The sequence below is a fragment of the Fimbriimonadaceae bacterium genome (assembly GCA_019454125.1).
Taxonomy (GTDB): domain Bacteria; phylum Armatimonadota; class Fimbriimonadia; order Fimbriimonadales; family Fimbriimonadaceae; genus JALHNM01.
Window position 1 is genome coordinate 2171233 of the sequence record CP075365.1, and the last position, 23326, is coordinate 2194558.

Sequence of the window (23326 nt, forward strand, 5' to 3'; positions counted from 1 at the left end):
GCGGCTATCTTCGACGAAGGACGGCCGCGACCCAGTCGCCTTCTTGCCGATGGGCTTCCACCTGGAACCCGACTGATTCGGCTTTCTCACGAACAGTGTCCCAATTGTCTTGGATGATGCCGCTAACGATCCAAATTCCGCCTTGCCTGACCCCTTGCGCGGCGAGTGGGGCGAGGTTGATCAGCGCGGCGCTGATGATGTTGCTCAGGACCAAGTCGAAGGTCTTGCCCGGTTCGACCTGGTCGAAACCGGGGCCGACGACGGCGGTCACTTGCACGCCGTTCCGATCGAAGTTCTGCCGCGAGACCTCGACCGAAAGGGGGTCGATGTCGGTGGCGACGACCCGCGCGCCGAGCATGGCCGAGGCGATCGAAAGGATGCCGCTGCCGCACCCCACGTCCAAGACGTCCATCCCTGCCTGGGCGTGCCGCTCGATGTACTCCAGGCACATCTGGGTGGTCGGGTGCTCGCCCGTGCCGAAGGCCTGGCCGGGGTCGAGCACGATCACCCGGTCGCCGGGCTCCGCATCGTACTCCTCCCAAGTCGGGCGGACGATGAACCTCTCGCCGACCCTTCGGGGCACGAAGAACCGCTTCCAAGACTCGGCCCAATCCTCTTCGTGGACGAGCTCTTCTTCGACCGACTCTGCGCCTTGGCTCACCAGCGCGGCCTTCAGGCCGGGCAGGTTCGGTTCGTCGCCCGGCGCCAGGTAGGCGCTGATAGTGGGCGGAACGTCGGTCTGGATGGAGCCGAGCAGGCCGTGCTCTTCGAAGACGTTGTGGAAAATCGACCAGTCCGGCGGCGCCTCGGCCAGGACGGCGGTCACCTTCGTCCACGTGCTCATCTCTTCTTCTTACCGAATAGGCCGCCGAGAAAACCGCCCGAGCCGCTCTCCGAAGGGATCGGTTCGCCGCGGAGCTCAGCGAACTGCCGCAGCAACTGCGCCTCTTCCGGCTTGAGCTTGCCAGGCACGACGACGTTCAGCTGCACGATCAGATCGCCGCGGTGGCCACCGTTCAGCTTGGGCAGGCCCTCGCCGCGAAGGCGGACGGTGGCCCCCGGCTGGGTCCCGGCCTGCACGGCGACCTCGAGCGGCCCCGTCAGGCCGTTGATGGTGACCTTGTCGCCGAGCGCGGCCTGGGCGAAGGTCAGGTCGATCCCCGTGTGCAGGTCGCGCCCGTCCCGGTCGAAGTGGTCGTGTTCGGCCACGTGCACCACGATGTAGAGGTCGCCGTCGACCCCGCCGTTCACGCCCATGTTCCCGCGGCCCGTCACGCGGAGGGTGGAGCCATCGTCGACGCCAGCAGGGATCGTGACGCTGAGCGTCTCGGTCTGGGGTTCGACGCCCCTGCCCCGGCAGTTCTGGCACGGGCTCGCGATGGTCGAGCCCTTGCCCTGACAGGTGGGGCACGTGGTCTGGGTGCGGACGCTGCCGAGGATGGTCTGTTGCACCCGGCTGACCACGCCGTGCCCCCCGCAGGTGCCGCAGGTGGTGGGCGAAGTGCCCGGTGCGGCGCCGCTGCCGGAGCACACGGAGCAGACCGCGAGGCGTCGGTAGGTGATCTCCCGCTCAATGCCGGAGAGCACGTCCTGGAGCGAGATGGTGGCGTCCGCCCGGACGTCGTCGCCGTCCTGGCCGGTGCGCGACCGGCGTCCGCCCATGCCCCCTCCCCCAAAAAACGCTTCGAAGATGTCGCCGAAGCCGACGTCCTGGAAGAAGTCCGCACCCGGGCCGGCGGGCTGGTCTTCGGTCACGCCGAACTGGTCGTAACGCGCGCGCTTGCTGTCGTCCGAAAGGACTTCATAGGCGGCGGTGACCTCCTTAAACTTCTCTTCGGCGTTGGGGTCTTCGCGATTGACGTCCGGATGGTATTGGCGCGCGAGGCGACGATAGGCGGACTTGATCTCGTCCGCGCTGGCACCGCGCGCCACACCGAGCGTCTCGTAGAGATCCTTGGCCATGGGGTCTCAGGCGGGACGTCGTCCCGATATCAGTCTGGCTCTTCCTCGCTTTCTTCTTCTTGCTCGGCAAGGTCTTCGAGGCTGATCTCGCTGTCGTCGTCGGCGGCGGCAGGCTCGTCGTCCAAGAGTTCGTCGAGGACGTCCTCTTCTTCTTCGGCGGCGACTTCGACGGCCTCGCCCTCGAGTTCTTCCTCGTCGTCCTCGTGGAGGAGTTCGTCGTCCTCGATGCCAAGGTCGCCGATGCCGATGGACTTGGTGAGGCGGGTCAGTTCGTCCTCCTCGCCCTCCTCGTCGCTGAGCACAAGCCCGATGTCAGCGATCTCCAGGGACTCCAGCGAAGCGTAGTCGACGCCTTCGATGACCTCTCCGTCGGCGGCCATCGCGGGCTTGATCTTGCCCGCGGCGATTTCCGCCAGGGCGATGCTGAGGGGGTGGCCCGAATCAATGCGGACAAGGGGCGGGGCGCCGTCCTTGATCTGCCGAGCGCGCTTCGCTGCCAGGTTCGTCAGGACAAAGCGGCCATACTCGACTTCGTTGAGAATGTCCGGATGCGGCAGAATTTTCTCGCCTTGGACCATAGGGGAACAATAGATCGTACTCGCATTCCCCGATAGTCCGTGGGTCGGGCCTCACTGTACGCCCGCATCCATAGGGTTCATCTAGGCCCTATGGCAATCCACGTCGCGCCCGCTTAGAGGGCATACCACGGCGGCAGGTCCAGCTATTTATCACTGGCAAGAAAGGACCGGATGGGAATCAGTCGGTCGGCGACCAGTTTGGTTCGTCCGGCTTGGAGCTAAACGCTGGAACGGCATGCTTGACAGGCGCCGACGGAACGTTCAAACTGGCGGGACGTGAAATTGCGTCCCGACTCCCGGCCGGACACCCTCTGCCAGCACCTGGGGGAGGAGAGCAACCCGCACGGCGCCGTCATCCCGCCCATCTTTCAGAACACGCTCTTCGTCCACGAGAGCTGGGACAGCTTTGAGGAGGCCGCCGCTTGCGACGGGCAAGGGCGGTTCCACTATTCGCGCATGGGCAACCCGACGCTCGACGTGGCGGAGCGGAAGATCGCCGCATTGGAGGGCACCGACCGCTGCCGGCTCTTGGCCAGCGGCATGGCCGCCATCAGCTGCGCGATCATGGCCTGCGTAAAGGCCGGCTCGCACGTCATCTGCGTGGACGGGGTCTATGGCCCGACCCGCAAGTTCCTCAGCGAATACTTGCCGCGTTTCGGGATCGAGACCACTTACGTGGTCGGTGAGGATCCCGAAAATTTCGTGCGCGCCACACGGCCCGAGACGAGCCTCTACTTCCTGGAATCCCCAGGAAGCCTTATCTTTCGTTTGCAAGACTTAGCCGCGGTGGCCGCGGTCGCCAAGGAACGTGGCATCTGTACCGCGATCGACAATTCCTTCTCGTCCCCGATCCACCAGCAGCCCGCGAAGTTCGGGATCGACTATGTCTGCCATACGGTTTCCAAATATCTCGGAGGTCACAGCGACGTGATCGGTGGCGCGCTCTGTTGCTCAGCGGAAAGAATGAGGACTCTCGTCTTTGGGGAGTCCGAACTATTCGGAGCCTCGATGTCCCCCTTCAATGCCTGGCTGGTCAACCGGTCCATGCGGACCCTGGGCCTGCGAGTCCGGGCGGCGGGGCGGAACGCGACGCTGGTCGCCAATTGGCTGCGGGGGCGGCCCGAGGTCGCCCGCCTCTTCTTCGTGGGCAGCGACGACTTCCCTCAGGCGGGGCTGCGCGACAGGCAGATGACGGGCGTCGGCGGCCTACTCGCGTTCGAGCCGCGCTTCCAAACCCGCGAGGAGATGCGCAGGTTCACGGAGGCGCTGCGCCTCTTCCAGATGGGCGTCAGTTGGGGTGGGCACGAGTCGCTCGCCGTGCCGTTGGAGCTGCAGCCGATGGATTGGCCCGAGAAGCGGTGGATCGTCCGCCTCTATTGCGGCCTGGAAGACCCGGACGACCTCATCGGGGACCTTGAGGGCGCGTTCAGCCTCATTTGAGCCGCGCTTAGGCTATGCTGGAAGGCACCATGCCGTCCGCATACGACGCCCTTCTCGACCGGCTTTACGACGTGAACGCCCTGAACATGTCCATCTGGATCATGGATTGGGACCAGCAGACTTATATGCCGCCGGGGGGTGGCGAGGCCCGCGCCGAGCACTGTGGCCGCCTTGCGCGCATGGCCCACGAGGCGTTCGTCTCGGACGAGACCCAGAAGCTGCTGGCGGCGGCCGAACAGGAGGGTGGCGACGAGCTCGCGCAGGCGACACTGCGCGTGGTGCGACGCGACATGGCCCAGCGCACCAAGATCCCGGCCTCGCTGGTCGCAGAGAAGTCCGGGCTCGCCTCGCGCGCCCATGAAGAGTGGGTGCAGGCGCGGGCGAACGACAATTTCGCGGGCTTCGCCCCGACCCTGGATCGGCTGTTCGACATCTGCCGCCAAGAAGCGGACTACCTCGGCTACACCGACCACCCCTATGACGCGCTGACCGACCTCTATGAGGAAGGGGCGACGAAGGCGGGCTGGGACGCGATGTTCGACCAGATCCGCCAGCCGCTTACCGACCTGACGAAGCGGCTCGGCGAAAGTGGGAACCAAGCCGACAACTCTTTCCTCTTCGGCGATTGGGACAAGGGCGCGCAAATGGCGTTCACTAAGCGCTTATCGGAGGCGTGCGGCTTCAACTTCTCCCAAGGTCGCCAAGACACTGCGGCGCACCCGTTCTGCACGAACTTTGCCATCCATGACGTGCGGCTCACCACCCGGTTCCTCGACGAGTTGACGTCTTCTATTTTCGGCACTTTGCACGAAACGGGACACGGGCTCTACGAGCAGAACTCCCCGATCGAGTGGGATCGCCAACCGCTGGCCGGCGGCGTCTCGTTGGGCGTCCACGAAAGCCAAAGCCGGCTTTGGGAGAACATCGTCGGCCGGTCCAAAGGTTTCTGGAAAACGTGGCTGCCGGAACTGAAGAAAACGTTCCCCGCAATCGGCGATGTGAGCCTGGAGCAGTTCCATCGGGCCGTGAACCGGGTGGAGCCCTCCTTGATACGCGTGGAGGCGGACGAGGTCACCTACAACCTGCACATCATGGTCCGCTATGAGGCCGAGTGCGACTTGCTCACGCAAAAGCTTAAGGTCAAGGACTTGCCCGACTACTGGAACGCGAAATACGAGAAGTATTTGGGGATCACGCCGCCGAACGATCGGCAAGGGTGCCTGCAGGACGTGCACTGGAGCGGGGGCTCCGTCGGCTACTTCCCCACCTACAGCATGGGCAACCTGCTGAGCTTCCAAATCTGGGAGGCGCTGACGCGGGATTTGGGCGATGGCGAGCAGCTCATCGAATCTGGCCGACTCGGCGACGTGCTCGATTGGCTCCGGGAGAACGTCTATCGGCACGGGCGTCGGTTCACTCCGAAGGACCTCATCAAGAGGGCGACGGGCAAGGAACTTACGGCCGACGCCTATCTGGCAGGGATTACGAAGAAGTACGAGGCCGTTTACGGCTTAACAGCCGGCGTCTGAACTTCCTTAAAGGGTTCCACATACTTCAAACAACACGCACGGACCCGGGCGCGCACGCGATTGATATACGCGGCGCGCTCGGTGACGCTGATCGCCCCGCGCGCGTCCAGAAGGTTAAAGGCGTGAGAGCACTTAAGCGCTAGATCGAAGGCGGGATAGACGAGCGCGCCGTGCGACTCGGCGTCGGGAGCCGGGGCGCTGGACGTCATAATGTCCCGCTCCTGGTTCCAATAGACGGGCGTCTCGATGACACGCTTGCTCTCCGCTTCGTACATCTCAAAGAGTTTGAACAAAAAGTCCGTCGATGCGACCTCGAAATTGAACACGTTGTTCTGCATTTCTTGATCGAACTCCACGTCCCGATAGGTCAGTTCGTCGTTCCACTGGAGATCCTTCCAGATCGAGCTCTGCTTATTCAACATCAGGCAGAGCCTTTCGGGGCCGTAAGTGATCTCCGCGGTGACGGGGTGGCACTCGATACCGCCCATCTGCTGGAAGTAAGTGAACTGGCTGATCTCGGTGCCATCGAGCCAGACTTCCCAGCCGACCCCCGCCGCGCCGAGCGAGGGGTTTTCCCAGTCGTCTTCAACCAGGCGGACGTCGTTCTTCGTGGTGTCGAAGCCGATGGCGTTCAGGCTCTCCATATAGAGGTCGACCACGTCTATCGGGCTCGGTTTCAGCACGACCTGGAACTGGTAATAGCGCTGGTTCCGCATTGGGTTCAGCGTGTAACGGCCGTCTGCGGGGCGGCGACTGGGCTGGACGTAGGCGGCCCTCCAGGGCTCGGGCCCGAGGCAGCGGAGCGCGGTGCCGGGGTGGCTCGTCCCCGCGCCGACCTCCATGTCGTAGGGCAGCAGGATCGCGCAGCCGCGCGAGCCCCAATAGTCCATCAGCTTCCGAAAGAGGCTCTGCAGCGTGACCATGCGACGCTCGTATCGTAGCCGAAACGAGTTCGGGCACGCCCGTTCGGTTGTCTTTTCGCGGGCCCACTGCCCCAATCCCCGTGCCCTGCGAACTCTCGCGACTTGTGCCTGTGCCCCCAATCGGGACCTTCAACTCACACCTCTCACCGTGCAAGGCTTCGACCCTGACCGCGCTGCTGGGCCGGCCGCGCGAGGACGTCGGCGCGGAGTGCCGGCCCATCACCAACCGTGCCCTGAAGGCGAGGATGGTGACGGAATCAGTCGGGCCGTTCCGAGTGACCGGGCTGGACGTCGCCGTCGCCTCGTTGCGGCGCGTGCTGGAGGCGGTGCGGACCGCCGACCCCGCCGTCTATGCATGCGTCGGCACGGCGGGCATGCTCTGCTGCCGCTACGTGCGGGGGTCGAAGCGCACCCTCTCCAACCACAGTTGGGGCACGGCCATCGACTTGACGTTCGGGGGCGAGGTCGACCCGCGGGGGGACGGCCTCTGCCAGGCAGGCTTGCTGCGCGCCTACCGCTTTTTCCATGCTGAGGGCTGGTACTGGGGCGCGGGCTTCCCCACGGAGGACGCGATGCACTTCGAACTTGCGGAGGAGACGGCCCGCAAGCTGTTGGCCGCCGACCGCTGACCCTGCGCTGCACCGGTCCAAGAGTGCCGGTGACGACCTAGCTCGGGCCCAGCCGGACAGGCTGGACGAGAAGACGGACTGTTTCCAGCGCCGCGACGACGGACGGGTCGAAGTGGGCGCCCGCCGAGTCGCGGATTTCCTGCATCGCCGCTTCTCCGTCCATCGGCTCGCTGTAGGGGGTGCCCGCGACCAGGACGTCGTAGGCTTCGCAGCAACCGATGATCCGCGCGCCGATGGGGATCGCTTCCCCTGCGAGGCCGTCCGGATATCCGGTGCCGTCCCACCGCTCGTGGTGGTGCAGCACCATGGGGGCGATCCCACGGAGCCATTCGAAGGACTCGATGAGGGCCATGGCAAGCAACACGTGCTGGCGCACCTCTTCCCTTTCCGGTTCGCTCAGCGGGCCGCGCCTTTGCAGGAGGCTCCTCTCCACGGAGAGCTTGCCAAGGTCGTGCAGGGCGGCGGCACGGCGAAGGTCCAAAAGGGCGTCGTAGCCCAGCCCGAGCCGCTCGCCCACGGCCACGGAGTAGACCGCGACCCGCTCGGCGTGGGTGCCCCCGCCCTCGTCGTGCATCTCCACCGCCTTCACCAAGGCCCGGACGGCGTCGTTCTGCTCGATGAGCAAACGGGGTTCGACCGTCATCGCATTTGCCCCAAAGCCTGGGCGACGTAAGCAACCTCGTCGGCCTCGGCCGTGCGCGGGTCGAGCCACACCATGTCGCGCTCAATCCTACCAATAATCGGGGTCGGCGCGGATCGAAGTCGTGCGGCGAGCGTTTCGGCCGAGGCGCTGGGGAGTCCGACGCGACGGGTGGGGATCCCAGACCCCGGCATCGATCCCCCACCCATCTCGGTCACCCCGTCCTCCACCACCGCAGAGGGCCAGGCCCCGGCGAGGGTCGTGGCAAGTCGGCCGACCTCGTCGAGGGGCCGCGCGGCGTACCTCCAGGTCGGGATTTCGAGTTCGCGCTCTTCGGCATAGAGGCGCAGCGTCGCCTCAAGACCGGCCAGAGTCGCCTTATCGACCCGGAAAGTCCGGTGGAGGTCGCTGGCGCGGAGGGCGGCGACCGCGGCCCTCGTGCCGAGGACCAAGCCCGCCTGGGGCCCGCCGAGGAGTTTGTCGCCGCTCGCGGTCACGATGTCCGCCCCGTCCGCCACCGCCTCGCGCAGCGTCCGCTCGTGGGGGAGCCCGAAGCGCTCGGTCTGGAGTAAACACCCGCTCCCGGCATCGTCGATGAAGTGCCCGCCTTCGGCATGGGCGAGAGCGGCGAGGTGGGAGGGTGCCGGCTGCTCGGTGAAGCCGACGATGCGATAGTTCGAAGGGTGGCAGCGGAGGATGGCAAAGTCAGGCCCCTCCAGCGCGCCGGCATAGTCTTGCAGCCGGGTCTTGTTCGTGCAGCCGACCTCGACGAGGCGGCAGCCGGTCGACCGGACGATGTCCGGCATCCGGAACGACCCGCCGATCTCCACCATCTGGCCCCGCGAGAGCAGCACCGGCTTCCCGCGGCAGAGCGTGTGGAGGGTGAGGAAGACGGCCGCCGCGCAGTTGTTCACAACCAGGGCGTCCTCCGCCCCGGTGAGCCCCTGCAGGAGCGACCGAACGTGGGCTTGCCGGTCGCCGCGGGCGCCGGTCTCCAGGTCGATCTCGGTGTTCGAGTGCCCTCGCAGGACCTGGGCCACTTGCGCCACGACGGAAGGGGCCCAGCGCGAGCGGCCAAGGCCGGTGTGGAGCACGACCCCCGACATGTTCACGGCGGGGGCGAGAGAGGGGCGGGCCATGCGCTCAGCCCGCAGCACAGCCTCCTGGACCACCCGCGCCAGGTCGAACGTGCGGCCGTTCCTGGCTTCAGCCCGAAAGTGCTCGATCGCCTCGCGGGCGGCCGCCGTGCTGACTTGGGGCGCAAAGCCCGAGAGTTCAGGGGCCGAGGCAAGTCGGTCGACGCTGGGAAGAAGGCGTAGGTCGGGGGCTGACATGACCGAGCGCAACCGAGTTTAGCCCAGACTAGTAGAATCGGAACCGATGGCTCAGACGCCGCCGCCCTTCAACCCTTCACACATGACCGAAGCCCCTCGGGGCTCGGGGGCCAACAAGACCTGTTTGGTCCTGGCAATCGTCGTGGTCGGGTTCTGTGCCGTCGCCAGTGTGGTCGGGTTCTTCTTCTTCCGGGGGATGTGGACGGAGATCGGCTCGACCGCGGGTTGCATGTCCAGCTTCGAACTCCATCAGAAAGCCTTGCTGGCCTATGCGGAGGAGCACAAGGGGCGGCTCCCCGCTGCGGCGACCTGGCAGACCGACACCGAGAAGTATTACGCCAGGCTACGCCAGAAGTTTGAGAAGGAAGAGATGCCGAGCGACTGGCTGCCCCCGGCCGCAGGTGAAGTCGCGGAGTGCAAGTGGAAGGGCCAGACCACCGGCGTGGCCTTCAACATCGCGCTCAGTAAGGCGGTCGTCGCGGAGATCAAGGACCCGACGAAGACGCCCCTTGTCTTCGAAGTGCCGACCGCAAAGCTGAACCAGAGCTTGAAGTACGAGGAACTGAACGCCCACGAAGCCCCCAAGCTCTTCATGAACAAGCGGGACTGGATCGTTTACTATATCGAGGGCAACAAAGACCCGTTCGAGTCTTCTAGCTCGTCGAAACGGAGTTTCCGGGTCACGATCGACGACGCCTTGGAGAACGAACCGCCTGCAGAACCCAAGACGAAGTGAACGTCTTCGGCCCAGAGGCGTTATGTTCTCAAGAGGACTACCCGTATAATGGGTTAGGTGCCGATGGAAATGACACTCCCGATCGCCTTCTTGCCGCAGGGGCCGGAACTTTACGTCCTCCTTGTCGTTGTCCTGCTCCTTTTCGGCGGCGCCAAGATCCCGCAGCTGATGCGCGGCATCGGCCGGGGCGTGGGCGAACTGCAGGAAGGCCTCAAGGAGAGCAAGAACAAGCTCGACCAAGCCTTCACCGAATCGGAGACCAGCGAGCCCCACAAGCCGCAGGCTTGAGTTCGACCACCCCGTTGAGCCTGGCAAATCAGGGTCGCGGGCCGTTATAGCTCACCATGACCGCTAGCGCTTCGCCTTCCCAAGTGCTTGCCGACTTGGAGGCCTGCATCGACCGGGCCGTTCAAGCGGCGGGCGGCGACACCAGGGCGCTCGACCCGGGCCACCGGCACCCCTTCCATTGGCCGCCCCACCCGGTGAGTGCGGACTACCACGTCTTGCCCAGCGATTGGACCGGCTCGGCCGTCCTCTCCACCCACGGCGAAGAGTTCGAGGTCCAGGTGGCCAAGACGGGGAGCGGCGTCTTTGGGCGGGTCGTCGGCCTCTGGAACGAGGCCAAAGGCAGTGACCTCGCGGAAGTCCTCCAGGAGCTTGCGATAGGGGCGGAGCCCCTCCTGCGACGCCAAGCGGCCATCGCCACCGCGATCGGGCGGCCCGGCCGCTTCACCGGCAGTACCCAAGAACTGACCCCTTCCGAGCTCGTCCAGCTCCTCTACTGCACGGACCGGGACGTCGCCATGGGGGCCACGCGGGAGATCGAGGTCCATGCCAGCACCGGGGTCTATACCCCCGCGCTCATCCATATCTTGGAGGACCGGAGGCACCCCTATCGGCGGGTCGCCCAATGGTGCGTCCTCGACATGTTCGAAGACCTGCCCAGCTTCTGCCCCACCGAGCCTTTGCAGCAGCGGGCGATCGACGCCGTCAAGCAGCTCCTCTGGACGGCGGAGAACGATTTCGCGCGCGTGGTCTACAAGGCGGGCGTGGTGCTTGGCGGGCACGTCTGCACCGACCCGGCCGGCCGCGCCCTCATCGAGTGCGTGCAGGCGCCCAGCAAGTACGGGCGCCGGAGCGCCATCCACGCCGTCTTCCACCTGGCCGAGTGGTGCCCAGACCTCCGCGCCGAAATCCTCGGAGCGCTGGAACAGGCGGCCGCCTCAGACGAGGAGCCGGACCTTCGCTGGTTCGCGGCACACATGCTGTCGGACATTACGGCCGGCGAGACGGAGCACGTCACCGAGCCCAAGTTCCCGGAGGAACTGGCCCCGGCCCACGCCTAGCGCGCTAGATGCCCGGCAGGGCGGTGATGATGCGCCATTCGTCCTCGGTGACGGGCATCACGCTCAGGCGCTGGCCCCGGCGCAGCACGAGCATGGACTCCAGTCCCGGAGTCTCGCGCAATTCCTGCAGGGTGACGATGCGCACGTACTTCTTGATGAACTCCACGTCCCGCGCGTACCACTTCGGCTTCTCGGGCTTGCTCGTCGCATCGAAATATTGGCTTTCAGGGTCGAACTGGGTGGGGTCCGGATATGCCTCGCTGGCGATGCGCATCTCCCCGGCGATTCCGATCACCTTGCTGCTCGAGTTATAGAAGAACGCAAGGTCTCCGACCTCCATCTCTTCCTTAAAGAACCGGCGAACTGTGAAGTTGCGGCATCCTTCCCAAACGTCCGGCCTTCCCTTCGCGATAAGGTCGTCGATGGAGTAACAGTCCGGTTCGCTCTTCATCAGCCAGTGGCCCATTTGCGATGATTCTAGCCGGAAGAAAAAGACCCGGTGGCCGACGAGCAGGGCGGCACCGGGTGGAATTCACACTTGTGAATACGTATTCTCAGACTCTCGTCACGTACTCGTTGTTCCGGAGGCTGACCCTGATGCCGCTTCCTTCGCAAAAGTGTAACGTTGATTGAGCCTTACACTACCGTTAACGGTACTTGCGTCGAGCGTCCCGGCCCCTTGGCCTAGTCGCCCCGTCAACTTGTGCTGGGTCTGGTTGAGATCTTCCAGTTCAAGGTTGGTGCCCACCTCGCCGCGCAAGGCGGAAAGGTTTACGCGACAGTCGCAGTTGTCCGGCACCGCCAGGAGCACGTCTCCCGACACGGTGCGGACGTTGACGCTGCCGGTCACCGGTTGGGAAACGTCCAGGTTTACGTCGCCAGAAGCGGCCTCAACGTTGAGAGACTTCGGTCGGCACTCGCTGCCCGAAACGTCGCCGCTCGCGGTGCGGACGGTGATCACCCCGGAGACCCGGTCAAGGCGGACGTCGCCAGACTTCGTCTCGAGCGTGACGATCGTCGCGTTCGCGTCCTCCAGCCGGACGTCGCCAGAACTCACGATCGCCTCCAGGGCGCCGCCCACGTCGGAGAGGACCACGTCGCCGCTCCCGCTGTTCACGCGTGCGCCCGCCTTGGTGCCTTGCACGCGGACGTCGCCGCTGGCCGAGCGGATGTCGCACGCCACCCCGACCGGGACGCGGAAGACCACGTCGGCGGTCATGCCCGGCAGGTCCGGCTGGCGCAGGACCACCTGCTCTTCGCTCTCCTCGATCGCGGGAACGTAGAGTTCCGCGTTGTGCTCGGCGTCCGCCTCGTTGCGGGCCCGGAAGGTCGCGGTGATCTTCACCGAGCCGACGTCGTGGCCGCCTTCCACTCGGATGTCGCCGGACGCACCTTCGATGCGAAGGGTCTTGCCGGCTGGCACATGGACTGGCAGCTCCACTATGCGGGTCTTGCCGGGGCCGGAGAAGAGGCCGAAGCGGCCGCTCTTCCGAGCTTCCTCGGCGGCAGCCTTCACCGCATCGGCGCCTTTGTTCACGCCTTGGCGGATTTGGGTGCCGATGTCGTTCCAATCGACGTTCTTGCTCACGTCGCGGCCGAGTTTCTCGATCGCGCCGATCAGCTTGCTAAAGGGGTCGTCGCTATCAGTTTTGGCCGCGCCTTCCCCTCCCTGGGCCGTCTCCGTGCCGCTAGCCGCCTGGCCGGCGCCACTGGCCGCCGCGACCGGCTCCTCCGGCGCGTCGTTCATAGCGTCGATCAGTTCCGCCGCGTCTTCCGGCGTCAGCTTTCCTTCGCGCACCAGGCGCATGATCCGAGTGATTTCGTCCTTCATCGCACTTCCTCCCCACGCAGTCTCGCCTTCGCTTGGGCTGCCGTGATCTTCCCGCTCTCCAATTCTTCCAGGATCGCCCCGCGGTCCACTTCCGACTTCGGCTTCTTCGTCGCCTCGCGGTACGGCTCCAGGCCGAGCGCCTGGAGAAGACCGTCGATGCGAGAGCGGACCGTCGGGTAGCTCAGCCCCAGCTCCTTTTCCATCGTCGTGATGGTGCCCCGCGAGCGGAGGAAGACCTCCAACAGGCGTTGCTGCTCCGGGTCCAGCCGGGCGAGACTGGGCAGGCGGAACCTGCCCCGTATTGTGACGGACCCGTCTTCCGAAGCGAGTTCGCTCACGAAAAGGGCCTGGTGCGTCACCGGGCATTCGGTCGGCAAGTCATGCAGCTCACCGTTTTCTCCATGCTTCCAGCGGCTCATGTTTGGCTTTTACGATACCAGAGGCCGCTAGGTTTTCAAAAGGGACCATGTTCCTTCAAAAAATTCAACCTCTCGTCGATTTGGTCAAGAGAAATTTCTGAGGCGGGCCGGCCGGCCGGCGGGGTGAGCACCGTCAAGTTTTCCACCGGGGGGGCCCAGAGGCGGTGCACCCCTTCGCGGAAGAGGCCGATGACGGGGGTCCGGGTGGCGCAGACCAGGTGCAGGACACCGTTGTCCAAGGAGACCACAAGGCGGGCCCGGGCCAGCGCCCCGACGACTTCTGGAAGCGAAAAACGGCCCCGGAGGTCGCGGGCGCCGGCCTCGACAAGACGGTCCTCGTCGCTTGCTCCGACCCAGTATTTCGACTGGGCCTTGGGCGGTGCCCCGAGGAGTCCGACCTCGCCTAGGGCAAGGAGCTTTTCCACAAGCGCGACCCATTTTTCCACCGGCCAAAGCTTCTCGGGAAGGCTCGCGGCGGTGGCGACCAAGATCGGCGGTGTCGGGACAGGAGGCTCGCTCGACGGAAGGGCATAGCCCGGCACCTCGCCCTGGCAATAGGCCAGCCGGCAAAAGAGCCCCCCGATGAAGCCCGAGTCCAGAAAAGGGTATCGCTCGACAAGATCCGGAGCGGTCCAATCGGAGTCTTGCCAGAGTTGCGACCTTGGGTCGTCGCCGAACGGCAGGTCTCCACGGCCCTCGGCGTCCAGGCACGGGCCGCAGACAAGGCCCTCCGGCCCGGCGAGGATCGCAGCCGCCGCCTTCGCCCAGGGCGTGGACTCGACGTTCACGACAAGGTCGAAGGGTTCGGCCGGCAGCGACTCCACAAAGCCGCGAGGGTCTACCCCGAAGAGCGGGTGGAAACCGGCGAGAAGGTCGCTCGCGGCGGCGAGCTCCGCCACCCGGGTCCCACCGAAGTAATGGGGCGGCGGACCGTATTGGCGGGCCAGGGCCTGGAAGAGCGGCGTCAGGACGACAAAATTGCCCAGGGCGTCGTTGCCGACAACGGCGATGCGGGGTGACCGGCCAAGACCCCTGCCCTCGAAACGACGCACGCGGCAGAGTCTACTAGGACTTGCCCCGCGAACGGCCCAACCTGGTGAAGTCCCCAGAGCGAATCAAGCGTGGAAAGACGTCAATAGGTGAGGTCGTCGACCGCGCAAGCCCCCTCGGGCTCGCGAGACCCGCTTACCACACAGACCGCAGCATGGGCACCGAAAGCCGAAACCCCCGTTCCATCGGACTCGACAAGATGTCGGCCCGCGAAATCGTGCGGCTGATGAACGAAGAAGAAGTCGCCGCCCACCGCGCCGTCTCGACCGCAGAAGCGGAGGTCGCCGCCGCCATCGAGAGAGCGGCAGAGGCCTACCAGGCGGGCGGCCGCATCATTTATGTCGGGGCGGGCACCAGCGGCCGCGTCGCCCAGATGGACGTCGCGGAGATGGTGCCGACCTTTGGCCTGGAGCCTGGTCGGTTCGTGGCCGTCGTCCCGGACGGTCCCGCCGACGCCTCCGAAGAGGACGAGCCGGAGGACTCCGAATCGGCCGCCATCCTCAGCCTGAACAAGTTGGAACTGAGCCTCGCCGACATCGTCGTGGCGATAGGCGCCTCAGGGCGGACGCCCTTCGTCGTCGGCGCCGCCCGCCATGCGGGCCAGAAAGGCGTCTGGACCTGCGGGATCTGCAACAACCGGGGGGCCCCCCTGCTCCAGGCCGTCGACCTTCCGATCCTTATCGACACCGGCCCCGAGGTGCTCACCGGGTCTACCCGGCTGAAGGCCGCCACTGCCCAAAAACTCGTCCTCAACCAGATTTCGACCGGCGCGATGGTGCTGAGCGGAAAAGTCGTGGAGAACTTGATGGTCGACGTGAGGGCTGGGAACAGCAAGCTCCGCGAGCGGGCCGTGCTCATCCTGCGCGACCTTACGACGCTTCACGAGGACGAAGCCGAGCGGCTCCTGGACGCCCACAACTGGAACGTGCGGCACGTCCTTTCCATCGTGCGGGCCAGCGAGGCATCGCCCGTTCCCAGCACCGCGCTCTAGGCGTTGGGCTCGGGGCCCAAGCCGCGCTTGGCCCGTCGCCAGAGTTCGTCCCACTCTTGGGCGGAGAGCTCGGCCAGCGGCCTCTCCGTTGCGGCCTCCATGGCCTGGAACCGCGCGGTGAAGCGATCCACCATCTGCCGGAGGGCGTCTTCGGGCTCCACCTTCATCCAACGCGCCAAGTTCACCACCGTGAACAGGAGGTCGCCGATCTCCTCCGCCTGCCGTTCGGGCGGAGCCGCGCGCAGCTCGTCCTCCTCCTCCGCGAGCTTTTCCCAGACTCCGTCGAGCGAGGGCCACTCGAAGCCTGCGCGCGCCGCGCGCTTGCTGACCTCAAAGGCTCGAAGCAGGGCGGGAAGCGAGCGCGGCACACCCCCCAGGATGGAGTCCTGCCCTCCCTTCTCGGCCTTCTTGATCGCGTCCCAGTTGCGGAGCACCTGCTCGGCGTCCTCGGCTTTGACGTCGCCGAACACGTGCGGATGGCGGCGGACGAGCTTCTCCGTGATCGCGGCGGCCACCGCGTCAATGTCCCAGTTGCCGGCGAGCGCCTCCATCTGCGCGTGCATCACGGGCTGTAGCAGGACGTCGCCAAGCTCTTCAAGCATTTTCGCGCCGTCGCCCGCGTCGATCGCGTCGACCAGCTCGTACGCCTCCTCGATGAGGTGGCGGCGGAGGCTCCCGTGGGTCTGCGCCTGGTCCCAGGGGCAGCCGCCCGGGCCGAGCAGCCGGTCCACGACGTCCACGAGCCCATAGACGCCGCCCGGCCGCTCACGGGCCGTGCGGGGGACGACGAGGAAGTCTGCGCTGCCCTTCGCGGCCTCGCCTAAAGTGGTCTGGAGCGGCTTACCGTCCAGGACGACGCAAGGCGTCTCCGGCCCGAAGCGGCCAGAAAGCTTGCGGAGCGCCTCGCCGATCCGTCCACCGAACCCGAGCAACACTTGGTGGGCGCGCTCGTCCGGCACGAGCACGGTGGGGGCGGAATGCACTTGGAGCGACCCGGAATAGCCGAGCCGCTCCAAAGCCTCGAAGACCTGCCGCATCCCGGGAGTCTATCCCGGTGCGGCCCGCGCCTATTGCCCGCCAAAGAGTTGCTTCAGCTGGGCGTCGAAGGCGGTGCCTTGATACTCGATCTTCGCCTTCTTGCGAAACTCCGCCATCATCGCGTTCAGGTCGTTCTTCACCTGGCCGCGCGTGACCATGAGGTCGCGCCGGATGGATTCGCGAAGCTCGGCATCAAGGGGCAGGGCCTTGGCCGGGATCACGTCCTCCACGAACAGCTTGATGCTCGCCCCGTCCCGTTCCAACCATGAGCTGACGTAACCCTTCTCGCGGTTCTTGATGACGGACGTGTAAGCCTCGCCCAAGGCGGTTTCCGGCACGTCGCCGACCAGGCCCTCTTGGGCCTTGGTCGCGTCGGTGCTGTACTGCCGGGCGACCTCGCCGAACGGCTTCTTCATGGCCAAGGCCGAATCCACCGATTCCCGCGCGGCCGGGCCCTTCACCGTGATCACGCGCAGACGGTAGAGCTTCTCATGGCTGAAGGAGCTGGGGTTCTCCTTGTAAAAGTTCTCCACTTCTTGGGCGGTAATGTTCACGCCCATCGTCACAAGCTTGAACTCCACAAGCTGGATAAGGACGTCGTAGCGGAAGTCTGCCTCGGTGAACCCGATCGTCTGGAAAGCCTTCAAAATGTCCGGGTTTTGCTTGAGGCGCTCATCGTAAGACTTCTGGATCTCTTGGTCGGAGGGGTAGACCCCCTTCTCCTTGGCGAGCTGGAGCATCAGGGTCTCGTTGATGAGCTTGTTCAGGGTCAGGAACCCTGGAGTAGCAGGGATGAACTTGTCGTTCACAAGTTGGCCGACACCGGGCAGCACCTCCATACGCTTCAGGTACTGGCCGCCCATGATCGCTTGCCCGTTCACGACGACCATGGTCTTCGCGGGCGAGGTCTGGCCAAAGGCGGCGGCGGCGGCGAGCGCAAGCGTTAGGGCGGCAGCTCTCATGTTCGCAGTAATGACGGGTAAGACTGGCGGACGACTCCGGCGCGCTAGGCCCTAGGCGCGGCACTTTCACCAAAAGTGTTTGACAAAACCCTTGGATGAGGCCGAAAGAGCGACATGGTCTCGTTCCTCGAGCGCTTGCGGGAGATCTGGGAGCCCCACCCCGGCCAGCTCGAGTTCCTGCTCAATCCGAGCAAGTACAAGGTCCTCGCGTGTGGGCGCAGGTGGGGCAAGACGGCGGCCTGCGCCGTCACCATCGTCCACTCCCTCCTCCTGCCCACAAAGACCGAGCAGCTCATCCTGGCCCCGACCCAGAACCAGGCGGCGATCCTCTTCGAGGCCGCACTTGAACTGCTCCACCAGTTCACGGAGGAGAAGCCGAAGGTTCGCGCCACGCCCTACCCCAAGCTCTGGCACGGCGAGAACGTGCTTACCGCGCGGTCCGGCCACGCCCCACGCTCGCTCCGAGGGCAGGGCGCCTCGCGCGTCATCGTCGACGAGGCCGCGTATGTGCCAGAGAGCCTGGTCACAGAGGTCGCCCTCCCGATGCTCGCCACGACCGACGGGGAGCTCGTCCTCATCAGCACGCCCCGCGGGCGCAACCACTTCTGGCGGTTTTTCCTCTTGGGACAGCGCGGCGAAAGCGGGTTTTGGAGCCGGCAGGCGCCCTCCTCAGAGTCCCCCCTGGTCTCGGCCAAATTCCTCGCCCTGCAGCGCGAACTCGTGAGCGAGCGGGCTTATGCGGTCGAGTACGAAGCCGCGTTTCGCGACAACTCCGAGCAGGTCTTTCGCACCGATGCGGTCGAGGCCTGCCGCACGGACGCAGCGCTGGCTGTGGCCGACTCTCCCGTGCAGATCGGCGTCGACTGGGCCCGGTACAACGACTACACCGCCATCGCCGTGCTGGCCGGCGACCGCGAGGAAGCCCGCCTTGTCGCGCTCGAACGGTTCTCGAACGTCTCCTGGGCCGAGGCGGCCGACCGCGTCGCGAAGATCGTCGCGAGCTACCCCGGATCCTCCGTACTGTGCGACAAGACGGGGGTCGGCGACCCGGCCCTGGAGGCCCTGCAAAGCCGCTTGCCGGGCCACCGGGTCGAGGGGTTCGTCTTCTCGGCGAGGTCGAAGGGCGAGATCATCGAGAACCTCTCGTGGCTCATCGACCGCAAGGCGCTGCGGATGAACCCGCACCCCGACCTCCTGCGCGAGCTCGAGCACTTCGAGGCCGTGCAGAAAGGGGAGGGTGGCCCCCGGCTCGGCGCCAGCAACGGCTTTCACGACGACCTGGTGATCGCGCTCGCCCTCGCCGCCCACCTTCTCCGGCGGTCGGGGGCGGCGCGGATCCAGCTGAGTGGCGGCCGCCGTTTTCTCTGACCCACAAGCAGCATGCTGAAACTCTTCAAGAAACAGAAGCCACCGGTCGAAAGGGAGACCGCGCCGCAGCTCACGCTCTGGGAACGCCAAGCCTTGGCGACCCCGGGCGCCACCCTCGGCAAGCTCCCCTATGCGACCTATGACGAGATGCTGAAGGACTCGATGGTCCAGACCGTGACGACCCTCAAGAAGCTTTCCGTCCTCGCCGCAGGCTGGAAGCTGGAACCCACGGACGACTCGCCCGCCGCGCGCGAGCGCGCCGACTTCGTCACATGCGCCTTCGACCGAATGGAAGGGTCGCCGGCCTCCATCCTGCACAGCGCCATGGACGCGTTCGTGAAAGGCTGGTCCGTCCAAGAGCTGGTCTTTCGGCGCGAAAGCGGGCAGGTCTGGCTCGAGGCCGTCCGGGCAAAGGACCCCTCTCTCTTCGGGTTCGAAGTCGACGCCTTCGGGCGGATGTCCGGCCTGACCCTCGCCGTGCCGGGGGAACCGGCCAGGAGCCTGCCTCGAGGCAAGTTCGTGGTCTATGTCCACCGGCAGGACTATGCCCGGCCCCAGGGTCGCAGCGACCTGGACGCCGCCTACCGCCACTGGCAGGCCAAAGCGGGCCTGCTCGCTGGTTGGCGGATCCATCTGGAAAAGTTCGCGATGCCGACCGTAACGGGGCGGTACGAGCGGGGGCTCCCGGTGGACGAGCAGAACGCGATCCTCAGGGCCCTGCAGGACATCCAGAACAGCACGGCCGTGGTCTTCCCGAACGAGATCCAGGTCGGGTTGCTGGGCGGCGGCTCCAGCGCCGCCAACGGGTTCTTAGAGGCGATCGAGTTCCACAACCGGGAGATCGCCCGCGCCGTGCTCGGCCAGACCCTGACCACGGACGAGGGCCGCCGGGTGGGGTCGCTCGCCCTGGGAAAGGTCCACCTCCAGATCCTGCTCCTGCAAATCGGGGCGGTCCGGCGGGAGCTGGCGGACTCCGTCATGACCGAGCAGGTCGTCCGCCCCCTGGTAGAGTTGAACTTTGGAAAGGGCCTGGTCCCCAAGTTCCGGTTCGAGGAGAACGTCCTTTCCGCCTTCTCGACCGGGGAAGTTTGATCTCCCCGTCCCGGGCCTTGGTGCGGTTTCGGGTATCTTGCCAAGTCCACACCCGGTATGGCAAACCTGAAGTCGTCAAAGAAGGACATCCGTCGCATCGCGAAGCGCCGGGTTCGAAACCAGTCTGTTAGGACTGCCCTCAAAACGTACATCAAGCGGGCGATCAAGACGGCCGAGGCGGGCGAGAAGGACGCTTCCTCAAAGGCGGTCGTCACCGCGGTGAAGTACATCGACAAGGCGGTCAAGAAGGGAGTCATCCACAAGAACCAAGCCGCCCGGCGCAAGAGCCGGATGGCGCGGACCGCTAACAAGGCTTTGGCCGCAAAAGCCTGAAGCTGGCGAAAACCACGACTTTAAGCCCGGGAAGAAACCTCCCGGGCTTCGTTTCGTGTAAGTGTAAGGCATAGGGGCCTTACCCCTCTTGGTTTGAGTCGATGTTGGAGGTTCTCAGGTTGCAGGAGCAGGATGAAGCCGCTTTTGGCCGCCTGGTCCAGCTGTACCTCCACGAATCCAGCGACCATCTGCCCTGTGAGATCTCTGCCGAAGGCCTCTTCCCTGCCGACCTGGTCGTGGGCGACGGCACCTTTCCCGTCGAGTCCTACGTGGTGAAGGTGAAGGACCGGGCAGTCGGCTTCTCCTGTGTCCGCGGGGTCCACGACTCCGAGACCGACTTCGACTTCACTATCGCCCACATCTTCGTGGCAAAGCCCTACCGACGCATCGGCCTGGGCGAAGGCATGGTCAAGAAGTTCGTGCGCGAGTTCGGAGGCCGCTGGCGGCTGTCCGCACCGGTCGGGAACCGGGAGGCGGGCCATTTTTGCCGGGCCATGGTGGCCCGGTTCGGCGAGGACCACTTGCTCGTCCGCTGCCCCTCGGGCGAATGGCTTCACTACGACTTCAATGCGCGTGAGAAATCCCCTGCGAACCTGCCGGGCGGACCGCAGGGGATGCTGGGCACGACCTAGCCTTTGTTGTAGCCGCGCAGCCGGTCGCGAAGGTAGAGCTCGCAGACCTGCTGGTCTTCGTAGTCCTTGCCGAGCATCGTGCGCAATCGGTGGCGAAGCTCTTCCGGGCCGATCCCAGACCAGGCGGAGTACTGCCGGTAGAAGTTGCGCCACCAATTAGCCGGTTGGACTTTCGGGCCGTCATATTCGGTGACGCGACCGGTGAAACCGCCCGTCACCAGGCTCCCGACACTGGTCGAGGCGTTATAGACTCGCCCGATGTCCCGGGCGATCTCGTCCATGTCGCCGCGGCTCACGACGCCGTTCGAAGTGGCCTTGTAGAACTGGACGGTCACCCGCACCGGGAACCTCGGGTCGCGCTCCACGGCCATGGAATCCATCTCCGTGAACGGGCCCTCCTCGTCGCCATGGCCGATCACGGCCGCCTCGACGTCGCTCTTCCGGCCCATCTTTGCGGACTCGGCCGCGGCCGGGGCAGCCTCCATGGTGTCCATCGCGTAGGCCCGGCTCCTCTCGCGGTGCTTCAGCGGCACTTGGATCAGGAGCACCATGTTCAGCGCGTAGTCCGGCACGCGGGCCTCGCCCCGACCCTGGCCGCCGCCGTCCGCTTTGAAGTCGGAGAGCCGCTGGCCGGTGAGGCTGGTGCGCTGTCCGTTCGCGTTATGGAAGAGCCTCTGGCCCCAGTTCCAGCCGCTGTCGAACCCGTCGCGATTGTTGTCGATGACGGTCATGCTCGTGCCCTCGCGGGTGGCGAGGATCGTCAGCACAGCCGGGTTGCCCGGGCTCGACTGGTAGTTGAAGACCACCGGATTGAACGTCGCCTTGCCGCCTTGCGGCACCGGCAGGAAGCACGCCTGCGCGCTGACCAGGACCTTCTGGTCGCGGTCTGCCAGCAGGGTGCGGTTCCGCCGCAGCGGCCACGAGCGCGGGTCGGAGAGGTAGCGGGCGGGGTCGGCCAAGACGTCGTAGAGCGAGGCCCGCTTCAGCGAACGGCCCTTCTCGTTGCCGACCAGGAGCGTGAAGTCGCGCGGGTCCATCTCACCCGTCTTGTCCTCGAAGTTCGGGAAGCGAATGACGGGCATCAGGAAGCGTTCGACTTGGTCGCGGCCCCGGTCCAGGCCGACCTGGATCGTCATGTCGCTGATATTGGGTCCCACCGAACTGTTCTTATAGCGGCCGGTGTCTTCCCAAGTCACGTTCAGCAGGTCGAGCTTGTGGGCGTTGGCAAAGCGGCGGGCGTCCTGGTCGCCGACCATGGCGGCCGTCTTGCGCACCGCTTGCTCGTATGCCCGGTCCACACGGGGGCGGTAGGAAGGAGCCCGCTTGCTCAAGAAGCCGCCGAATCCCTCGTCGTCCCAAGTGGCGCCGCCGATCGCCGCTCCTGCGACGACCGCGCCGAGCGCTAGGAAGCGATAAGCCTTAAGGTTCCCTTTCATTCAAGTCCTCAATGGCGTGGACGTCTCAGGTCCCGGCCCGCTACGGAGTTGAGTTTCGGACCCTGGCCCCGACCGTCTCGACCAGCCGCCGGCGAGCCTCGTCGCGCCTCAGGAGCAAGTGCCGCTTCCCTTCCGCGCCTTCTTGGACCCACTTGTCAGCGAAATCGCCGCTGCGCACCCGGCCCAGGGCCTCGCGCATCGCCTCCCGGGACTCCTGCCCGATGACAAAGCGGCCCACCTCGTAAGCGCCCCACTCCGCCGTGTCGCTGACCCGCTCGAGCATGCCCGCGATCCCATAGCGGGCCATGAGGTCGGCCAGGAGCCGCACCTGCTGGACGCACTCAAGATAGGCGACCTCCGGACGGTACCCAGCCTCGACCAAGGTCTCGAACGCGGCCGCGGCCAGTTCTGGCATCCCCCCGCACAGCACGGTCTGCTCCCCGAACAAGTCGCACTCCGTCTCCTCGCGGAACGTTGTCTCGATCAGGCCCGCCCGGGCGCAGCCGATCGCCCGGCCATAGGCCAGCGCCAAAGGCATGAGCCGGTCGTGGGTGGCCGCGACCAAAGCGGGGATGCCCCTGCCCGCGACAAACTCCTCCCGCAGGGCCGTGCCGGGCCCCCCCGGCGAGACCAAAACGAACCCGCCCAGCGGGATCGCGATCTGCTCGTAGACCACGTTGAAGCCGTGCGCCACGAGCACGGGCCGGTCCCCGAGGGCCGGGGCGACCTCGGCGTCGTAGACGGCCGGGGCGACCTCGTCGGGAAGCAGCAAGGAGACGAGGTCGCTCCCCGCAACCGCCTCCGAAGTCGCGACCGGACTGAACCCATCGGCCTTGGCCGCCTGCGCACCCTTCCCCGCCCGCGCCCCTACAAGGACGCGGATCCCTGAATCCCGAAGGTTGAGGGCGTGCGCCCGCCCTTGGTTGCCGTAGCCGACGACGGCGACAACCTTCTCGGCCAAAGGTTGGGGATCGATCGAGGATTCAAACGTCACGGCGGGAGTCTAGCCGCTCCGGATCCCCCTCGCCCCTCCGGGGGAGAGGGGGTAGGGGGTGAG

Annotated in this window: 25 protein-coding genes; 11 read left to right on the forward strand and 14 right to left on the reverse strand. The window is 65.8% G+C overall.

Annotation, left to right across the window (positions count from 1 at the left end):
• Nucleotides 1–4: 4 nt before the first annotated feature.
• The 3 genes from prmA to rpoZ are packed head-to-tail and all read right to left on the reverse strand — an operon-like array spanning nt 5 to nt 2540.
• Nucleotides 5–844 carry a 50S ribosomal protein L11 methyltransferase gene (gene prmA / locus KF733_10590; protein ID QYK55449.1) on the reverse strand — a complete coding sequence of 280 codons (840 nt, stop codon included), beginning with the start codon at nt 842–844 and terminating at the stop codon, nt 5–7.
• Nucleotides 841–1962, reverse strand: coding sequence for a molecular chaperone DnaJ (gene dnaJ, locus KF733_10595; protein QYK55450.1), 1122 nt, complete (start codon nt 1960–1962; stop codon nt 841–843). The genes prmA and dnaJ overlap by 4 nt, the downstream gene beginning before the upstream one ends.
• Nucleotides 1963–1991: 29 nt before the next feature.
• Entirely contained in the window at nt 1992–2540 is a 549-nt protein-coding gene (rpoZ, locus tag KF733_10600; protein ID QYK55451.1) for a DNA-directed RNA polymerase subunit omega, read from the reverse strand.
• Nucleotides 2541–2816: 276 nt separating this feature from the next.
• On the opposite strand from rpoZ, the gene KF733_10605 reads away from it, so the two are divergent.
• Entirely contained in the window at nt 2817–3980 is a 1164-nt protein-coding gene (locus tag KF733_10605; protein QYK55452.1) for a PLP-dependent transferase, read from the forward strand.
• A gap of 14 nt (nt 3981–3994) precedes the next feature.
• Nucleotides 3995–5509, forward strand: coding sequence for a carboxypeptidase M32 (locus KF733_10610; GenBank protein QYK55453.1), 1515 nt, complete (start codon nt 3995–3997; stop codon nt 5507–5509).
• On the opposite strand, the gene KF733_10615 is transcribed toward KF733_10610, so the two are convergent.
• Entirely contained in the window at nt 5485–6432 is a 948-nt protein-coding gene (locus tag KF733_10615) for a glycine--tRNA ligase subunit alpha (GenBank protein QYK55454.1), read from the reverse strand. The genes KF733_10610 and KF733_10615 overlap by 25 nt on opposite strands.
• Before the next feature lie 110 nt (nt 6433–6542).
• On the opposite strand from KF733_10615, the gene KF733_10620 reads away from it, so the two are divergent.
• Nucleotides 6543–7061, forward strand: a complete 519-nt coding sequence (locus KF733_10620; GenBank protein ID QYK55455.1) for a M15 family metallopeptidase — start codon at nt 6543–6545, stop codon at nt 7059–7061.
• Between the two features lie 37 nt (nt 7062–7098).
• Here KF733_10620 and KF733_10625 read toward each other — a convergent pair whose 3' ends face one another.
• Nucleotides 7099–7704 carry an HD domain-containing protein gene (locus KF733_10625; protein ID QYK55456.1) on the reverse strand — a complete coding sequence of 202 codons (606 nt, stop codon included), beginning with the start codon at nt 7702–7704 and terminating at the stop codon, nt 7099–7101.
• The gene (selA, locus tag KF733_10630; GenBank protein ID QYK55457.1) at nt 7701–9047 is read right to left on the reverse strand and encodes an L-seryl-tRNA(Sec) selenium transferase; all 1347 of its coding nucleotides are present in this window, start codon (nt 9045–9047) and stop codon (nt 7701–7703) included. The genes KF733_10625 and selA overlap by 4 nt, the downstream gene beginning before the upstream one ends.
• 34 nt (nt 9048–9081) lie before the next feature.
• Here selA and KF733_10635 point away from each other — a divergent pair, with 34 nt between their 5' ends.
• The 3 genes from KF733_10635 to KF733_10645 all read left to right on the forward strand — a co-directional run bounded on the left by KF733_10635 (nt 9082) and on the right by KF733_10645 (nt 11117).
• A complete protein-coding gene (locus tag KF733_10635) occupies nt 9082–9771 on the forward strand; it encodes a hypothetical protein (protein ID QYK55458.1) in 690 nt (229 codons plus the stop codon).
• Between the two features lie 63 nt (nt 9772–9834).
• Nucleotides 9835–10059: a twin-arginine translocase TatA/TatE family subunit gene (locus KF733_10640; protein ID QYK55459.1), complete on the forward strand. Its 225-nt coding sequence runs from the start codon at nt 9835–9837 to the stop codon at nt 10057–10059.
• Nucleotides 10060–10115: 56 nt separating this feature from the next.
• Nucleotides 10116–11117 (forward strand): hypothetical protein, encoded by a 1002-nt coding sequence (locus KF733_10645; protein QYK55460.1) that lies wholly within the window; start codon nt 10116–10118, stop codon nt 11115–11117.
• Between the two features lie 4 nt (nt 11118–11121).
• Here the strand turns inward: KF733_10645 and KF733_10650 are convergent, their stop codons facing one another.
• From KF733_10650 to KF733_10665, 4 genes are all read right to left on the reverse strand, one after another.
• Nucleotides 11122–11583, reverse strand: a complete 462-nt coding sequence (locus tag KF733_10650; GenBank protein ID QYK55461.1) for an EVE domain-containing protein — start codon at nt 11581–11583, stop codon at nt 11122–11124.
• A gap of 99 nt (nt 11584–11682) precedes the next feature.
• Complete coding sequence (locus tag KF733_10655; protein ID QYK55462.1) at nt 11683–12948, reverse strand: DUF4097 family beta strand repeat protein; 1266 nt, start codon at nt 12946–12948, stop codon at nt 11683–11685.
• Nucleotides 12945–13367: a DUF2089 domain-containing protein gene (locus tag KF733_10660; protein ID QYK55463.1), complete on the reverse strand. Its 423-nt coding sequence runs from the start codon at nt 13365–13367 to the stop codon at nt 12945–12947. Before KF733_10660 ends, KF733_10655 begins: the two co-directional genes overlap by 4 nt.
• A 35-nt stretch (nt 13368–13402) precedes the next feature.
• Nucleotides 13403–14419, reverse strand: a complete 1017-nt coding sequence (locus KF733_10665) for a glycosyltransferase family 9 protein (GenBank protein ID QYK55464.1) — start codon at nt 14417–14419, stop codon at nt 13403–13405.
• Nucleotides 14420–14571: 152 nt separating this feature from the next.
• Between KF733_10665 and KF733_10670 the strand changes: the two genes are divergently transcribed.
• Nucleotides 14572–15408: an N-acetylmuramic acid 6-phosphate etherase gene (locus KF733_10670; GenBank protein ID QYK55465.1), complete on the forward strand. Its 837-nt coding sequence runs from the start codon at nt 14572–14574 to the stop codon at nt 15406–15408.
• On the opposite strand, the gene mazG is transcribed toward KF733_10670, so the two are convergent.
• Together mazG and KF733_10680 are read right to left on the reverse strand one after the other, a co-directional pair.
• A complete protein-coding gene (gene mazG / locus KF733_10675) occupies nt 15405–16445 on the reverse strand; it encodes a nucleoside triphosphate pyrophosphohydrolase (GenBank protein QYK55466.1) in 1041 nt (346 codons plus the stop codon). The genes KF733_10670 and mazG overlap by 4 nt on opposite strands.
• Nucleotides 16446–16475: 30 nt before the next feature.
• A complete protein-coding gene (locus KF733_10680) occupies nt 16476–17408 on the reverse strand; it encodes a peptidyl-prolyl cis-trans isomerase (GenBank protein ID QYK55467.1) in 933 nt (310 codons plus the stop codon).
• A gap of 114 nt (nt 17409–17522) precedes the next feature.
• On the opposite strand from KF733_10680, the gene KF733_10685 reads away from it, so the two are divergent.
• From KF733_10685 to KF733_10700, 4 genes are all read left to right on the forward strand, one after another.
• Entirely contained in the window at nt 17523–18776 is a 1254-nt protein-coding gene (locus KF733_10685; GenBank protein ID QYK55468.1) for a terminase family protein, read from the forward strand.
• A gap of 12 nt (nt 18777–18788) precedes the next feature.
• Complete coding sequence (locus tag KF733_10690; GenBank protein QYK55469.1) at nt 18789–19868, forward strand: DUF935 family protein; 1080 nt, start codon at nt 18789–18791, stop codon at nt 19866–19868.
• Nucleotides 19869–19925: 57 nt separating this feature from the next.
• Nucleotides 19926–20201, forward strand: a complete 276-nt coding sequence (gene rpsT / locus KF733_10695; GenBank protein QYK55470.1) for a 30S ribosomal protein S20 — start codon at nt 19926–19928, stop codon at nt 20199–20201.
• 101 nt (nt 20202–20302) lie between these two features.
• Complete coding sequence (locus KF733_10700; GenBank protein QYK55471.1) at nt 20303–20833, forward strand: hypothetical protein; 531 nt, start codon at nt 20303–20305, stop codon at nt 20831–20833.
• On the opposite strand, the gene KF733_10705 is transcribed toward KF733_10700, so the two are convergent.
• Complete coding sequence (locus KF733_10705) at nt 20830–22269, reverse strand: hypothetical protein (protein QYK55472.1); 1440 nt, start codon at nt 22267–22269, stop codon at nt 20830–20832. The two genes, KF733_10700 and KF733_10705, sit on opposite strands and share 4 nt — an antisense overlap.
• 40 nt (nt 22270–22309) lie before the next feature.
• Nucleotides 22310–23263, reverse strand: coding sequence for a ketol-acid reductoisomerase (gene ilvC, locus KF733_10710; protein ID QYK55473.1), 954 nt, complete (start codon nt 23261–23263; stop codon nt 22310–22312).
• Nucleotides 23264–23326: the final 63 nt, after the last annotated feature.